Consider the following 15,819-nt stretch of genomic DNA (forward strand, 5'->3'; position numbering starts at 1 on the left):
ACAGGCTATAGAGCCTATGACTTAATGATAAGCGCTCCCCCATCAGGGATGTCGATGTCTTGGAAAATGGAAAAAGCGATGATCAGATCTGTCGTTAAGGGTATCGGAACCGCACTGCCGGAGCGTATCGTTAAGAATTCTGACTTGGAAAATATGGTTGAAACGTCAGATGAGTGGATTGTGCAGCGCACAGGTATCCGTCAGCGTCATATTGCCAATGAAAATGAAACAACGGTTTCGCTTGGTGCGGCTGCAGCACGTGCTGCATTGGAAAATGCCGGCCTGACACCGGATGATATTGATCTGATTGTTGTTGCGACTTCCACACCTAATAATACATTTCCGGCCAGCGCTGTTGAAATTCAAAAAGAACTCGGTATGACACATGGCTTTGCATTTGACATGCAGGCTGTTTGCTCCGGTTTCATTTATGCGATCAGCACCGCTGATCTTTATATCCGCGGCGGTATGGCTAACCGCGTTCTGGTGATTGGTGCTGAAACCTTCTCACGTATTCTCGATTGGAATGACCGCGGCACTTGCGTTCTTTTCGGCGATGGTGCCGGTGCGGTTGTGCTTGAAGCCGGCGAAGGTAAGGGTTTGACCTCGGATCGCGGTATTCTGTCGTCCAATTTGCGCTCCGATGGTTCGCACAAGCACAAGCTTTTTGTGGATGGTGGCCCTTCAACCACACAGACCGTTGGTCATTTGCGCATGGAAGGCCGTGAAGTTTTCAAACATGCAGTTGGTATGATCACCGATGTGATTGAAGCTTCATTTGAAGAAACCGGTCTGACTGCTAATGATATCGACTGGTTTGTGCCGCATCAGGCTAATAAACGCATTATTGATGCTTCGGCCAAAAAGCTGAACATAGCTGATGAGAAAGTTGTGATTACCGTTGATCAACACGGCAATACTTCTGCGGCGTCAGTGCCATTGGCATTGGCAACTGCGGTAAAAGATGGCCGTATCAAACAAGGTGATCTGATCCTTTTGGAAGCCATGGGCGGTGGTTTTACTTGGGGCGCGGTGTTGTTGCGTTGGTAAAGTTACGGTTTAATTTCTGTCGCGTGAAAATGGCTGCTTGACCAAAACCATTTTATTTGTGTAACCTGCTGGCAGTTAAGGATAATATTAGTCCAACGCTAACCAGGTAGGTTCCGTCATGGGGGGTAAGACAGTCACACGCGCAGATCTGGCAGAGGCTGTTTACCGTAAGGTAGGTCTTTCGCGCACAGAGTCAGCAGCACTTGTCGAAATGATTCTCGATGAAGTGTGTGATGCAATTGTGAATGGAGAAACCGTCAAACTTTCATCTTTTGCCACTTTTCAGGTGCGCGAGAAGAATGAACGTATTGGCCGCAATCCGAAAACCGGCGAAGAAGTTCCCATTTTGCCGCGCAGGGTTATGACATTCAAGGCTTCCAACGTCTTGAAGCAGCGTATTCTTGAAGAGCACCAAAAGCGAAACAAGCAGGCTGCAAGCGCGAAATAATTAGCTGCAATCCATATTGCCCATTAACAGCGTGCTTAAATGCTTGCCTGTAAATAGTTGATATTGCATGTTCATTATATAAATGATTCGTATGGTTTTTAGCGGTTGATGTGACATTTCGTTTCATCATTGGCTGGCCATCATGTATAATGAAAATTCTGAAGCTTTGTGATTTGTTGCAAATATAAGGCTGATGAAGAGACTGTAATATCAGAAGGGGCAGTATATGGATAAAGGTCCAGATGCTTTCAGGACAATCAGTGAAGTTGCTGATGATCTTGATTTGCCGCAGCATGTTTTGCGCTTTTGGGAAACGCGGTTTACACAGATCAAGCCTTTAAAACGCGGTGGCGGTCGTCGTTATTACCGCCCGCTCGACGTTGAATTGCTCAAAGGCATCCGTCATCTGCTTTATGATCAGGGCTATACGATTAAAGGCGTTCAGAAGCTTTTACGTGAAAATAATGTGCAGTTTATCATTGCACTCGGCAATGGTGATGTCGCTGCTATTGACGCGATTACCAAGCAAAAGCAATTAGATGCGAGCCGTCATGCCGAAGTGGACGGATTTGACGAATCATCGCTTCCATCCGGCATTAAAGCGCCGGCTGCACCGCGTAAATTATTTGGGTTGCTGAAGGGGGAGGAATCGGGGCCGGTGGGCGCTGATGATCGTCGTGCATCCAAAGATAATCGCAGCCTGTTACAGGAAGCCTTGTTTGATTTGCTGGAATGCAAACGTTTGCTTGATCAGGTGCGTTAAACAGATCACCTGATAAATCGGTGCCGGTGCTAGGTTAGCTATTGCGCCACAAAAAATGGCAGAGCACGCTGCTTGGTTAAGGTTAAGCATGGCTATCTTAAACTGGTAAGACGTGTATTTAAAGTTCTGAAACGGCCTTAAGCTTTGTTTGAAAGAACAGCTTGAGGCTATTTTTTTAAAGGTGATGAGCATGAGTGATGACGTTATTGTAAGAGATAGCAATGGTACGCAGATTTTGGAAGGTGATTCTGTTACCTTGATTAAAGATTTGAAAGTTAAAGGTACGTCTGAAACCATCAAGCGCGGTACATTGGTTAAAAATGTACGCCTGAACGGTAATCCGGGTGAAGTCGAATGCAATACCAAGCAGGTTAAAGGTTTGGTGCTGAAAACCGAGTTTTTGAAGAAAGCTTAAGCTTTTAAAAAAACTATTTAAATAAAAAGAGCATTTGCGGTTTTCGCAAATGCTCTTTTTGTTATTTTACTGTCGAGTGGTTTTGAATTTTTCAGCTTTCACCAAAAATGGTGCGAAATGTTTTGGCCAAGGCTAAATCAAGATCATCCATCGTCACAGGAAGGCCAAGATCAACCAAACTGGTGACACCGTGCTCAGTAACGCCGCACGGGACAATGCCGTTGAAATTTTCCAATTCCGGCTCCACATTCAAAGCAATGCCGTGAAAACTGACCCAACGGCGCAGGCGTATGCCGATGGCGGCAATTTTATCTTCCGACATGGCGCCATTGGCAAGGCGCGGCTTTTCAGGACGTGTGACCCAAACGCCGACGCGATCTTCGCGGCGCTCACCTTTGATATTGAACTCGGCTAATGTCTGAATGATCCATTCTTCGAGTGCCGCTACAAAGGCGCGCACATCTTCACGACGGCGTTTTAAATCCAGCATCACATAGACCACCCTCTGGCCGGGGCCATGATAGGTATATTCACCGCCGCGTCCGGTTTCATATACCGGAAAACGATCTGGGGTCAAAAGATCGGCTGGATTGGCACTGGTGCCGCTTGTGTAAAGTGGCGGGTGTTCTATCAACCAGACTAATTCAGGTGCGCTATTATCACGGATGTTTTTCACCCGTTCTTCCATGAATTTAAGCGCATATTCGTAATCTGTCAGTCCCTCTGTGACAAGCCATTCAACCGGACGGATATCGTCATTGGTGGCATGGAAATATGTATTAATATAGTCGCGGGAAAAATCAGACATAAAAAGCTCGGTTATAAATGCGGGGTATTGAACTTTATATATGGGCGTTTAAGCCGATTGATGCCAGACGGCAATTTGCCTCTGTTGGTGCAAATTGTGGCTGGCTCTCAAAAGATAAAGGCTGCGTTTTGAAGCGCAGCCTCTTGTTTTCCTAATCAAATATTCTTTATTCGGCAGCTTCAACGCCGTTCATGTAGTTCGGGAACCAACCTTCATAGGCTGATTTCAGAGCATCGACAGAGGTTTTGCAAGCGTCCCCGAAGTTGAGCTCATCGCCACCGACAGTGCCGAGGATACGGAACGGAATGCCGGAACCTTCTGCATTGAGTGCCAAAAGATTGGCAGTTTCAGCAGACGTTGAAACAACATAACGCGCCTGATCTTCACCAAACATCAGTGCATGGCGTGCGCCTTCACCGATATCAAGCGTAGCACCTTTACCGGATTTGATTGCCATTTCAGCAACTGCCAGCGCCAGACCACCATCGGACAGATCGTGACAAGCGGTAACCTGACCGTTGCGGATGGCGGAGCGGACGAAATCACCGTTACGCTTTTCAATGCTCAAATCAACGGATGGAGGCGGGCCATCGGCACGGTCAAACAGATCGCGCAGGTAAATCGACTGGCCAAGATGGGTACCATCGCCACCGAGCAGGATCAGCACATCGCCATCCTGCATGCCGCCGATTTTAGCCATCTGCTTCCAATCAGGAATGAGACCGACACCGGCAATGGTTGGCGTTGGTAAAATCGCCTGACCATTGGTTTCGTTATAAAGCGATACGTTACCCGAAACGATCGGGAAGGCGAGGCTACGGCATGCTTCGCCAATGCCTTCAATGGCTTTAACCAGCTGACCCATCACTTCAGGCTTTTCAGGATTGCCGAAATTGAGGTTGTCGGTGGAGGCCAAAGGCTCTGCGCCAACAGCGGTCAGGTTGCGCCAGCATTCTGCAACAGCCTGTTTACCGCCTTCAAACGGATCAGCTTCGCAATAGCGCGGCGTTACGTCTGACGAGAAAGCAAGCGCCTTGGTTTCATGGCCGTCAATGCGGATAACACCGGCATCACCACCAGGGATTTGCAAAGAATTACCCTGAATGATGGTGTCGAATTGTTCGTAAACCCAGCGACGAGAAGACTGATCGGCAGAGCCTACCAGTTTTAAAAGAGCGTCGGCATAATCTTCAACTTCCGGCACAGCGCTGGCTGCAAGCGGAGCATGGCGGCCTGGCTCTTTCCAAGGGCGATCATATTCAGGTGCTTCATCGCCGAGTTCTTTAATCGGCAGATTGGCAACTTCAACGCCCTGATGGATCACGCGGAAGCGCAGATCATCAGTGGTTTTACCAACAATAGCGAAATCCAGACCCCACTTGACGAAAATTGCTTCTGCTTCTTCTGCCTTTTCAGGTTTTAGAACCATCAGCATGCGTTCCTGACTTTCAGAAAGCATCATTTCGTAAGCGGTCATGTTTTCTTCGCGCACTGGCACATGATCAAGGATCAGTTCAATGCCGAGGTCGCCTTTGGCACCCATTTCAACAGCCGAACAGGTAAGGCCTGCTGCACCCATATCCTGAATAGCGATAACCGCACCGGATGCCATCAGCTCAAGGCAAGCTTCGAGCAGGCATTTTTCAGTAAACGGATCACCAACCTGAACGGTTGGGCGCTTTTCTTCGATGGTTTCATCGAATTCAGCTGATGCCATTGTCGCGCCGCCAACACCGTCACGACCGGTTTTTGCACCCAAATAAACAACCGGCAGGCCAACGCCTTCAGCCTTTGAGTAGAAGATTGCGTCGGTTTTAGCTAAGCCCGCAGCAAAAGCATTGACGAGGATATTGTCGTTGTAACGCTTGTCGAAATTAACCTCACCGCCAACAGTCGGCACGCCGAATGCGTTGCCGTAACCACCAATACCGGAAACAACGCCAGAGACGAGATGGCGGGTTTTTGGATGGGTTGGCTCACCAAAGCGCAGCGCATTCATGGCAGCAACGGGACGTGCACCCATGGTGAAGACGTCACGCAGAATACCGCCAACACCGGTCGCCGCACCCTGATAAGGCTCGATATAGGAAGGGTGGTTGTGGCTTTCCATCTTGAAGACGATGCAGTCGCCATCGCCGATATCAACAACACCGGCGTTTTCGCCAGGGCCTTGAATAACGCGCGGGCCAGTTGTCGGCAGCGTGCGCAGCCATTTCTTAGATGATTTATAAGAGCAGTGCTCATTCCACATGGCAGAGAAAATACCAAGCTCTGTATAGCTTGGCTCGCGACCAATAAGACCGAGGATGCGCTGATATTCATCCGGCTTCAGGCCGTGCGCTTCGATCAGTTCTGGCGTGATTGCCTGATTGTTTGTGATATTGGATGAGGAATTGGTCATGGAAACAGAAAACCCACCGAAAATCTAGTGTTTCAAGCGGCTTCTTTACCGCAAGATGAGGAGGAGTGCGAGTATAAAAAGCCTGAAGTTCAGGCTTTATCGCGGTTTATTCAGGAACATTGTTTTTGCCCTTCAGCCCAAAGCTTTACATCATGGGCAATTTTTGAACCGACAGGTTGCCCCATCATTGGCCCGAAAACTTCAATTTTGGCCGGATTGCCTTCCGCTTGCACAACGAGCAATGGGCGGGCAGTCGGATTTTTAACCGGCACTAATAAAAAACGTGGTCTTCCGGAGAAAGAATTAAGCTCTGCGGCCATCTTATAGGCGCGGAAATCTTTATCTTTTGACTTGAACCAGCAAGCTGTTGCGGACTGACTCATCATCTCCATTGTCGGCAAAGCTGGCTTGGACGAGTTAAGCATCAAAGGACCCGGTCCAGCCTGACGGGCTGACTGACATGATGATAAGAACAATAAAGCTGACAGACCCAAGGTTGTCGCGAGATTAAACTTTAACAAGTGCGCGCTCCGCCAGCTTATAAATTCTAGGCCAGTTGTGGTTTGAAGGCGACCAGACCATCCTGCATTTCGTTCCAGACGGTTGCGAGTGCATCATCTTGACGGGCATTGGCAGCATAGGCTTCAAACTTTGGATAATCATTAAAAAGCGTTGGGTAATTGCTGAGCTTTTTGATTGGTTCCAAGAAGAAACGGATCGGCAACAACCAGCAATCCGCAAGGGTTGCATGATCGCCCAAAGCATAGGCTTCACCGGTTAAACGCTCTTCAATAATGGCAAGGCCACGTTTGATGATCGCGATTTGCTCATCGATTTTTTGCTGATGATCGGCAGCATCGGCAGGCAATTTGAAAATGGTAAGTGCAGGTACAAACACTTCCAGCTCGGCCATGCGCGCCAATAAGCGGACCAGTGCACGATCTTTGGGATCTTGTGGCAGCAGTGGTATTTCAGGGAATTTTTCTTCCAGATATTCGGCAATAATAATGGCTTCAAAAAGCGAAGTGCCGGAACCTGTGACGAACACTGGTACACGCTGTACTGGCGTAATATCAGCAATCTGCTCTTGAAACGGGTAAGGCAGATCAATCAGTTTGAGCGGAATGTTTTTCAGATAAGCAGCCGCGCGCACTGCCGCCGCATAAGGAGAAAGAGGCCGGGAATAAAGTTTCATGGGTCGCAATCTCCTTGATGCTTAAGCGCTGTAATGGTGAGGTTTGATGCTCACTCAGTTTGAAACGAAAACAAGTTTATCTGTCCTGAAAGACAGTTTTGTCAATCAGGCCGCCAGTCCAAGGGCACCGGCAAACAATGCGCGTCCGTCGTCACCGCCGTGGGCTGCTTCGATCAGATTTTCCGGATGTGGCATCATGCCGAGCACATTGCCACGCTCGTTCATAATACCGGCAATATTATTGACGGAACCGTTCGGGTTCGTGCCTTCCGCATAACGGAACAGAACCTGACCATTATCTTCCAAGCGCTTCAATGTTTCCGCATCGGCAAAATAATTGCCATCATGATGGGCTACAGGGCAGCGAATGATCTGGCCTGCCTGATAGGCACGGGTAAAGACGGAAGTCGCATTGGCAACTTCGAGTTTCACTTCACGGCAGACGAATTTCAGCGATGTGTTGCGCATCAACGCACCTGGCAACAGACCTGCTTCAAGCAAAATCTGGAAACCATTGCAGACGCCCATAACTTTGACGCCTTTTTCAGCTTTTTCACGCACAGCCTGCATAATAGGCATACGCGCAGCAATAGCTCCGCAACGCAGATAGTCGCCGTAAGAAAAACCACCCGGAATGACGATCAGATCCACATCATCAGGGATGCTGGTATCCGTCTGCCAGACAGTGACAGGTGCCTGACCGGAGATTTTTGTTAAAGCGGCAATCATATCGCGGTCGCGATTGAGGCCCGGAAGGAGAATGACAGCGGATTTCATGACACCAATCGTCCTGTTGTTCATATAACAAAAGTGAAAAGACCAGCTTGATAACTGCCAAGCGATCTCATCAATGGTCAGAGAATAGTAATACTATAATCTTCGATGACGGTATTGGCGAGAAGCTTTTCGCACATTGCTTTGATATTAGCTTCGGCAGCAGCTTTGTCGGCGCCTTCCAGCTCAACATCAAAAACTTTGCCCTGACGAACAGAGTTGACGCCGTCAAAACCAAGGCTGCCCAATGCGCCAACAATTGCCTTGCCCTGAGGGTCGAGAACGCCGTTTTTCAATGTAACGGTGACACGTGCTTTGATCACTGTTTTATCCTGTAAAAAAAGATTGCCGTAAAAGCTGTTTTATAAATCACAGAACCCGCCTGCAGGCAGACGGGCTTTGCGAAATTTTATTTCACCAGAACGGGGCCGGTCGGACGCGATGGCTCATTTTCATTCATGATGCCAAGGCGACGTGCCACTTCCTGATAGGCTTCAACCAAACCACCCATATCGCGGCGGAAACGGTCTTTGTCCATCTTGTCGTTGGTGTTGATGTCCCATAGACGGGCGGAATCAGGGGAGATTTCATCCGCAATGACAACACGCATCAGCTCGCCTTCAAAGAGGCGGCCGCATTCAATTTTGAAATCCACCAACTGGATACCGATGCCGAGAAACAGGCCGGTGAGGAAATCATTGACGCGGATTGCAAGCGTCATAATATCATCGAGTTCCTGAGGGGTAGCCCATCCGAAAGCGGTGATATGTTCCTCTGAGACCATCGGATCATCAAGTTCGTCGGCTTTATAGTAAAACTCGACAATGGAGCGTGGAAGAATAGTGCCTTCTTCAAGGCCGAGACGTTTTGCCAGCGAACCGGCAGCAACGTTACGGATCACAACTTCCAAAGGAATAATCTCGACTTCTTTGATCAATTGTTCACGCATATTGATGCGCTTGATGAAGTGGGTCGGGATATTGATCCGGTTCAAGAGCTGGAAAATATGTTCGGAAATGCGGTTGTTCAACACGCCCTTTCCGTCAATGACTTCGTGCTTCTTGTTGTTGAACGCGGTTGCGTCATCCTTGAAAAACTGGATGAGAGTACCTGGCTCAGGTCCTTCATAAAGAATCTTGGCCTTACCCTCGTATATACGGCGGCGACGGTTCATGGCTGTTCCCGGATATGGAAATCTGTGATGAGCGGGAGATAAGTTCCGCAGGGTACGCGGGCTAAGTATAACAATTAAGGGATTTTAACAATGGCGCATTGGGCTGTTTGTTAAAATTTAATGAATAAGCGGTGATCTGTCGCGTAAGATGACGCGATCCATACTATGATGCATTATATTCCATGCTACAAACGGGATGATTTCTTCTGTTTTTCGTCATCTATGGGGCAATATGTTTTTTAGTCTGTCCAAAATTATCTGGCTTTTTGTGCAGCCTTTGTCGGTGCTGCTTTTTTTATGCACTTTGATCATTGTTGCATTTTATTGCGGCTGGAAAATTCTGGCCGTTTCATTGGCAGTGCTTGCTTGCGTTATTATTATTTTATGTGGATTTACGACCTTGGGCGCGGTGCTTCTCAATCCTTTGGAAGAGCGGTTCCAGCGACCACAAAACTATCCTGATAAAATTGCAGGCATTATTGTCTTGGGTGGTTATATGAGTGGTGAAATTAATGCTGCACGTGGTGGGACAGAATTGAACAGTGCCGGCGACCGGATCATTGAAACCATGCGCCTTGCTAAAATCTATCCGGAGGCTAAAATTATCGTAACGGGCGGTGAAGGAACTTATTTTAGCCAGTCAAAGCCGGATGCAGATAGTACAAAGCAGCTTTTTGAAGCGTTTCAGATCGCCGATGATCATGTGGTATATGAGGCGAAATCCCGCAATACGGTTGAAAATGCTCTCTTTACCCGTGATTTGGTGCAGCCTAAGGGCGGCGAGCAATGGCTGCTGGTGACATCGGCTTTTCATATGCCGCGCTCTGTCGGCGTGTTTAGGAAAACGGGTTTTGATATTATTGCATGGCCGGTTGATTATAAAACCGTACCGGAAACGAAATTCCGTCTTTACTTCCAAAATGCCAATGAAGCCTTCGCGCGAACCTCAACTGCGCTGCATGAATGGTTGGGATTGGTGATCTATTGGTGGAAAGGAAAGACTGAAGAGCTCTTTCCCAAGCCGTGACAGGCATATTTTTGCCGCAAATTTTAAGGAAATGCTAATAAATAATATATCATTAAGGAGTTGTTTTTATACGATTTTTAATCGTCAATGTATTTTTTTGCATAGCTTGCGCCATATTTATGCCGCAAAGAAAGATTGCGTAAACGCAAAGCTAACCATATATCTGGTGGAGAATTCTCAATCAGCAGAAAAGATGCGATTATAAAATGGACGAAACAGTTCAAAAATCTTGCTGGGGCGTGACGCTCTGGGGCGTCGTGGCATTGTTTTCAGTTATTATTCTGGCTTATTTATTTTCAATTTAAGTTTTTTAAAAAACGGGTGATTGCAGCGCCCGTTTTTTCATGTCCATATTTTGGCGAATCGCTGGCGGATGTTGAATTTATTAATAAATGATAAATCTGTGAGTTTGCGGTTTGGATTGTCGCTTAGGGATTCTCAAATCATTAATAGTTCGTTACTTTAGTCCGGTAAGATTCGCTTCCACCAGCGAGAATATGGGATCGTTAAGATTATGGCACAGGCATCAAGCGCGGCTCGTGAGCCTTCAATGGAAGAAATCCTCGCTTCTATCCGTCGTATTATTGAGGATAGCGATGTGACCCGGCAAGTCTCTGCTGAAGAGGCGCCGGTTGAAAAGCCGATTATGCGTAATGAGCAGCCGGTGCGCGGTGAAGTTGCGCCTTTCCGGCGTCCTGCTGCCGAGGTGAGTGAGCCTGTTGTTTCGGCGCCGCCACGTAATTTTGAGCGTCCTTTATTGCAGGAAAAGGTAGCTGATACATCGGCATCTCATTCAGAGCCTGTCCGTAATTCCGTTATTTCCGCGGTTTCGGCAGCACTTGAAAATCCGGACGCTCCTGTTTTTGATACAAATATCAATCTGCGCGGCTCATTTGATGCCGAAGAAACGCATGCTGAATATGTGGCTGTAAAGCCGGTTCCGGCGAATGATGCAGCTGTCGCGGTTGATAGCCTGCAAGAGCCGGATGAACAAGCTGATCCTGCTTTGGTTTCCCAATCGGCTGTGCAGTCTTCATTGGAAGCGGAATCTGCTGATTTCAACATCAGAGAGAAAGTCGAAGAGAGCGTGGAAAACGATATTCAGAAGATTATCTCGGAAATGATGGAAAAGCAGCCGGAAGAACAAGAAAAACCATCAGCCGCTCTGGCATCGGATGCGACCAAGCAGCAGGTAGCTGCTTCTTTTGACCAATTGTCGGAAGCGGTTCGTCAGGAACGCATCCGCTCATTGGAAGAGCAGGCAGAAGCGCTGTTACGTCCGATGCTGCAAAATTGGCTTGATGAAAATCTGCCGTCCATGGTCGAGCGCTTGGTGCGTGAGGAAATCGAACGGATGGTGCGCGGCGAACAACTCTGATTGGAACTAATTAAGTTGGAATGCGATGATCCCGTCATTATATATGGCGGGATTATTGTTTTTTGACACAAAACCCATGGCGGTTTAAGAGATCAATCAAAGTGACTCTCATTTAGACTTTATTATTGAGTGAAGGCGGCGAACCGCTGAATTAATCTTCATTCTTTGCACAACGACCGGACAGTTTGATGCTAGAAAAAACATATGATGCAGCGGCAACAGAGCCGAAAATTGCTGAGCGATGGGAAGAGGCAGGCGCATTTAAAGCGGGTGCCGGTGCTAAAGAGGGTGCCGAGCCATTTACAATCGTTATTCCGCCGCCAAATGTCACCGGTTCTTTGCATATGGGCCATGCGCTGAACAATACGATTCAGGATATTCTGGTTCGTTTTGAACGTATGCGCGGCAAAAACGTGCTGTGGCAGCCGGGCTTTGACCATGCCGGTATTGCAACGCAGATGGTTGTCGAGCGTCAGCTGGCCGAGCGTAAAGAGCCAAACCGTCATGCGATGGGGCGTGAGAAATTCGTCGAACGCATCTGGCAGTGGAAAAGTGAATCCGGTGGCATGATTTCCAATCAGCTGCGCCGTCTTGGTGCATCTTGCGATTGGTCACGTGAACGTTTTACCATGGATGAAGGTCTGTCCAAGGCGGTTCTGGAAGTGTTTGTAACACTTCACCGCGAAGGTTTGATTTATAAAGACAAACGTTTGGTCAATTGGGATCCGAAATTGCTGACCGCGATTTCCGATATTGAAGTTGAGCAGCGTGAACTTAAGGGCAATCTCTGGCACTTCCGCTATCCGCTGGAAGGTGTGACCTTTAACGCAGAAGACCCAAGCACTTATATCGTTGTTGCCACCACACGCCCTGAAACCATGCTGGGTGATAGTGGTGTTGCGGTTAATCCGGAAGATGAGCGCTATCAGGCACGTATCGGCAAGTCCGTTATTCTCCCGCTGGTTGGCCGTGCAATTCCGATTGTTGGTGATGATTATGCGGATCCGGAAGCTGGTTCCGGTGCGGTTAAAATCACGCCTGCTCATGATTTCAATGATGCGGAAGTTGGCAAGCGTAATAATCTGCGCCAAATAAATATTATGGCGCCAGATGCCACCATCTGCCTGAAAGACAATGAAGATTTTCTGGAAGGCGTGGCTGCAAGTGCCGAGCTTGATGCATTGATTACCGAGCTTGATGGTCAGGACAGATTTGCTGCTCGCAAAGCCATTGTCACCAAGATGGAAGAGGGTGGTTATCTCGAGAAAATCGAAGATCACATCCATATGGTTCCGCATGGTGACCGTGGCGGCGTGCCGATTGAACCGCTATTGACCGACCAGTGGTACGTTAATGCTGCTGAAATGGCCAAGCCTGCCATCGACAGCGTTCGTGAAGGACGCACTGCGATTGTACCAAAGACATGGGAAAAAACCTATTATGACTGGATGGATAATATTCAGCCGTGGTGTATTTCCCGCCAATTGTGGTGGGGGCACCAGATCCCAGCCTGGTATGGTCCAGATGGTGAGATTTTTGTCGAGAAAAGCGAAGCTGAAGCTTTGGCTTCAGCCGAAAAACATTATGGCAAGCCGACAGAACTGACCCGTGATCCTGATGTTCTGGATACATGGTTCTCTTCTGCGTTGTGGCCGTTCTCGACGCTTGGCTGGCCTGACAAAACACCGGAACTCGCCACCTATTACCAAACAGATGTTCTGGTAACGGGTTTTGACATTATCTTCTTCTGGGTCGCCAGAATGATGATGATGGGCCTTCATTTCATGCATGAAGAGCCGTTCCATACTGTTTATGTTCACGCGCTGGTGCGTGATAAAAACGGTGCGAAAATGTCGAAGTCGAAGGGCAACGTCATTGATCCGCTGGAACTGATTGAAGAATATGGTGCTGATGCGCTGCGCTTTACGCTGGCTATTATGGCCGCACAGGGACGTGACGTGAAGCTCGATCCAGCACGTATTGCCGGTTACCGTAATTTTGGCACCAAGCTTTGGAATGCGACCCGTTTTGCGCAGATGAACGGCGTGAAACGCGATCCGAATTTCAAGCCGGAACAGGCAAAACTGGCGGTTAACCGCTGGATTTTGACCGAGCTGACTGAAGCCTCAAACGCGATCACTGCCGGCATTACCAGTTACCGCTTCAATGAAGCAGCGTCTGCTGCCTACCGTTTTGTCTGGAACCAGTTCTGTGACTGGTATCTAGAATTGCTTAAACCCATTTTCATGGGCGATGATGAAGCAGAAAAAGCGGAAGCACAGGCATGTGCGGCTTATTGCTTGGACGAAATCTATCGTTTGTTGCATCCGTTTATGCCGTTTATGACCGAAGAGCTTTGGGATCTGACCGCTGGTGAAGGCGAAAAGCGTGACAGCGTTTTGGCTTTGGCTCGGTGGCCTGAATTGTCCTTTGAGGATAATGACGCTGCCACAGACGTGAATTGGTTGATTGACCTGGTCAATGGTATTCGTTCGGTTCGCTCTGAAATGAATGTACCGCCATCAGCCAAAGCACCTTTGATCGTGTTGGAAGCAAATGCTCAAACCAAAGAGCGTTTTGAGCGTCATGATGCGGCGATCAAGCGTCTGGCGCGGGTGGAAAATGTTGAATTTTCCGATGCAGCGCCAAAAGGTTCGGCGCAGCTGGTTATCGGCGAAGCAACAGCATGTATGCCGCTTGGCAGCTTGATTGACCTGAGTGCAGAAACTGCACGTCTGAGCAAGGAAGCAGGCAAGATTGATGCAGAAATGCAGAAGATCAATGCCAAGCTTTCGAATGAGAAATTTGTTGCCAATGCGCGCGAAGATGTTGTGGCGGCAGAGCGTGCGCGTCTTGTTGAATTGCAGGAAGCGGCTGAAAAAGTGGCACTGGCGCAGAAGCGTATTCAGGAAGCCGGTTAAGCTCATCTGAGACTTTTAAAGCCCGCGATGCATTTTTATAAAATTGCATCGCGGGCTTTTTTGTACGCTGATTTGGGTTTGGCATTTAATTTATTGTTTTAATTGTGTGATTTATTGCCTCATCTACAACTAAAGTTTGAAAGTCTTTTGACTATCATTCATGGTGTGCTGGAGATTTATGAAAACATGCATGTTACGAAATAGGACCGCAGGGGACAAATGCGCTTGATAACAACAAAGGCTGCAAAGATTTCGTGCGTTTTGACTGCTGCACTTATAGGCGGCACATTCTATGCGCAAGCGGGTGGTTTTGAGCGCAGTTCGCAGGATTTTGATATTCTGTTTGAAGAAGGCAATTTGGCTGAAAGTGGCGTAACCTATGTGATGCCACAGCGTAAACTTAAAAATATTCGCCAGATTGCGCCTGATTTACAGTCGGTGACTGTCGCCAAAGATAATGTCAATGAAGGAAAATCTTATTGGGTTCCGAAAGTTTCAGCACGTTTTCAACTCAATGATGATTTGGCTTGTGCCGCACAATATCGCCGTCCTTGGGGCATCGTTATGGATGTTGGTACGGATACTTTGCGCGCTTATAGTTCAATTGAACAAGAAATTTCATCACATGATTTTGGTTTGAACTGTTCTTACCGACTCGCGGTAGGTGAGAAGGGCTTTGTCCGTTTGCTTGGTGGCTTAAGTTATCAGGAGCTGAGTGGTTATCAAACAAAACTGCTGCCAAATCAGTCAATTGCTACTTTGGATGTCGATGGACGTGGTTACGGGTGGCGATTGGGCGCGGCTTATGAGGTGCCGGAAATCGCATTGCGTGGCAGTGTCGTTTATCAATCGAAGGTCAAATATGATTTGAACGGAACGATTGCGGGCGTCATACCAACAATGGCGCTTGATGTCGGTTCCGATGTCAGTCTGCCGCAATCTGTCGAATTTAAATTTCAAACCGGCATTGCGCCTGATTGGGTGGCGCTGGCGTCGGTGAAATGGACAGATTGGAAAAGCATCCAAGTGGTGCCTTTCACGCTGAGTGATGATGTTCCGGCATTCGGATTGATGAAAGGAAGGGTCATGAGTTCCCTTGACCTTTATTTCCGCGATGGCTGGACGGTAAGTGGCGGTGTCGCGCATAAATTTAATGATCATTGGTCGGGTGCTGCCACTTTAACGTGGGATAGGGGAACCTCGACCGGATGGACATCACAGACCGATGTCTGGTTATTGGGTGCGGGAGCCAATTATAAAGTCACAGATCATTTTGATATCAAGCTTTCCGGTGCGCTTGGTTTGTTACGATCAGGTGAATTTCACGATAAGGTCAGTACCAGTGATTTTGGTACGGATTTAGTAAAAGCTTTTTCCGTGGCAGTTAAGCTGAAACTTTAAAAGAAAACACTCTGCACAAAAAAAGCCTCCGGTTTCATCAACCGGAGGCTTTTTTGTGCGCTGA

General features: G+C 48.0%; 15 protein-coding genes. 8 read left to right on the forward strand and 7 right to left on the reverse strand.

The annotated features are described in order from the left end of the window. The first annotated feature begins 78 nt into the window (after positions 1-78). The 4 genes from ACI0FR_RS07170 (at position 79) to ACI0FR_RS07185 (ending at position 2,676) form a co-directional block, all read left to right on the forward strand. Positions 79-1,050 carry a beta-ketoacyl-ACP synthase III gene (locus ACI0FR_RS07170; protein WP_404905928.1) on the forward strand — a complete coding sequence of 324 codons (972 nt, stop codon included), beginning with the start codon at positions 79-81 and terminating at the stop codon, positions 1,048-1,050. A gap of 118 nt (positions 1,051-1,168) precedes the next feature. Next, positions 1,169-1,498, forward strand: coding sequence for an integration host factor subunit alpha (locus ACI0FR_RS07175; protein ID WP_374830928.1), 330 nt, complete (start codon positions 1,169-1,171; stop codon positions 1,496-1,498). Between the two features lie 226 nt (positions 1,499-1,724). Then, a complete protein-coding gene (locus ACI0FR_RS07180) occupies positions 1,725-2,261 on the forward strand; it encodes a MerR family transcriptional regulator (protein ID WP_374830930.1) in 537 nt (178 codons plus the stop codon). 190 nt (positions 2,262-2,451) lie between these two features. Continuing rightward, on the forward strand, positions 2,452-2,676 hold the full coding sequence (locus tag ACI0FR_RS07185; protein WP_374830932.1) for an alkylphosphonate utilization protein: 225 nt from the start codon (positions 2,452-2,454) through the stop codon (positions 2,674-2,676). A gap of 91 nt (positions 2,677-2,767) precedes the next feature. On the opposite strand, the gene lipB is transcribed toward ACI0FR_RS07185, so the two are convergent. The 7 genes from lipB to purC all read right to left on the reverse strand — a co-directional run bounded on the left by lipB (position 2,768) and on the right by purC (position 9,028). Continuing rightward, a complete protein-coding gene (lipB, locus tag ACI0FR_RS07190) occupies positions 2,768-3,484 on the reverse strand; it encodes a lipoyl(octanoyl) transferase LipB (RefSeq protein ID WP_404905927.1) in 717 nt (238 codons plus the stop codon). A gap of 166 nt (positions 3,485-3,650) precedes the next feature. Beyond that, on the reverse strand, positions 3,651-5,885 hold the full coding sequence (gene purL / locus ACI0FR_RS07195) for a phosphoribosylformylglycinamidine synthase subunit PurL (RefSeq protein ID WP_404905926.1): 2,235 nt from the start codon (positions 5,883-5,885) through the stop codon (positions 3,651-3,653). A gap of 110 nt (positions 5,886-5,995) precedes the next feature. After that, entirely contained in the window at positions 5,996-6,406 is a 411-nt protein-coding gene (locus ACI0FR_RS07200) for a hypothetical protein (RefSeq protein ID WP_374830938.1), read from the reverse strand. 26 nt (positions 6,407-6,432) lie between these two features. Next, on the reverse strand, positions 6,433-7,080 hold the full coding sequence (locus ACI0FR_RS07205; protein WP_404905925.1) for a glutathione S-transferase family protein: 648 nt from the start codon (positions 7,078-7,080) through the stop codon (positions 6,433-6,435). 105 nt (positions 7,081-7,185) lie between these two features. After that, on the reverse strand, positions 7,186-7,857 hold the full coding sequence (gene purQ / locus ACI0FR_RS07210) for a phosphoribosylformylglycinamidine synthase subunit PurQ (protein ID WP_404905924.1): 672 nt from the start codon (positions 7,855-7,857) through the stop codon (positions 7,186-7,188). 77 nt (positions 7,858-7,934) lie between these two features. Continuing rightward, positions 7,935-8,177, reverse strand: a complete 243-nt coding sequence (gene purS, locus ACI0FR_RS07215) for a phosphoribosylformylglycinamidine synthase subunit PurS (protein ID WP_374830944.1) — start codon at positions 8,175-8,177, stop codon at positions 7,935-7,937. 86 nt (positions 8,178-8,263) lie between these two features. Continuing rightward, positions 8,264-9,028 carry a phosphoribosylaminoimidazolesuccinocarboxamide synthase gene (gene purC, locus ACI0FR_RS07220; protein ID WP_374830946.1) on the reverse strand — a complete coding sequence of 255 codons (765 nt, stop codon included), beginning with the start codon at positions 9,026-9,028 and terminating at the stop codon, positions 8,264-8,266. A gap of 232 nt (positions 9,029-9,260) precedes the next feature. Here purC and ACI0FR_RS07225 point away from each other — a divergent pair, with 232 nt between their 5' ends. The 4 genes from ACI0FR_RS07225 (at position 9,261) to ACI0FR_RS07240 (ending at position 15,755) form a co-directional block, all read left to right on the forward strand. Continuing rightward, a complete protein-coding gene (locus tag ACI0FR_RS07225) occupies positions 9,261-10,055 on the forward strand; it encodes a YdcF family protein (protein ID WP_374830948.1) in 795 nt (264 codons plus the stop codon). A gap of 514 nt (positions 10,056-10,569) precedes the next feature. Continuing rightward, positions 10,570-11,433 (forward strand): PopZ family protein, encoded by an 864-nt coding sequence (locus tag ACI0FR_RS07230; protein ID WP_374830950.1) that lies wholly within the window; start codon positions 10,570-10,572, stop codon positions 11,431-11,433. 188 nt (positions 11,434-11,621) lie between these two features. Further along, entirely contained in the window at positions 11,622-14,354 is a 2,733-nt protein-coding gene (locus ACI0FR_RS07235; RefSeq protein ID WP_404905923.1) for a valine--tRNA ligase, read from the forward strand. A 219-nt stretch (positions 14,355-14,573) separates the two neighbouring features. Beyond that, positions 14,574-15,755 (forward strand): OmpP1/FadL family transporter, encoded by a 1,182-nt coding sequence (locus ACI0FR_RS07240; protein WP_404905922.1) that lies wholly within the window; start codon positions 14,574-14,576, stop codon positions 15,753-15,755. The last annotated feature ends 64 nt before the right edge of the window (positions 15,756-15,819 follow it).

The organism is Paenochrobactrum sp. BZR 201-1 (assembly GCF_044987585.2).
GTDB lineage: Bacteria > Pseudomonadota > Alphaproteobacteria > Rhizobiales > Rhizobiaceae > Paenochrobactrum > Paenochrobactrum pullorum.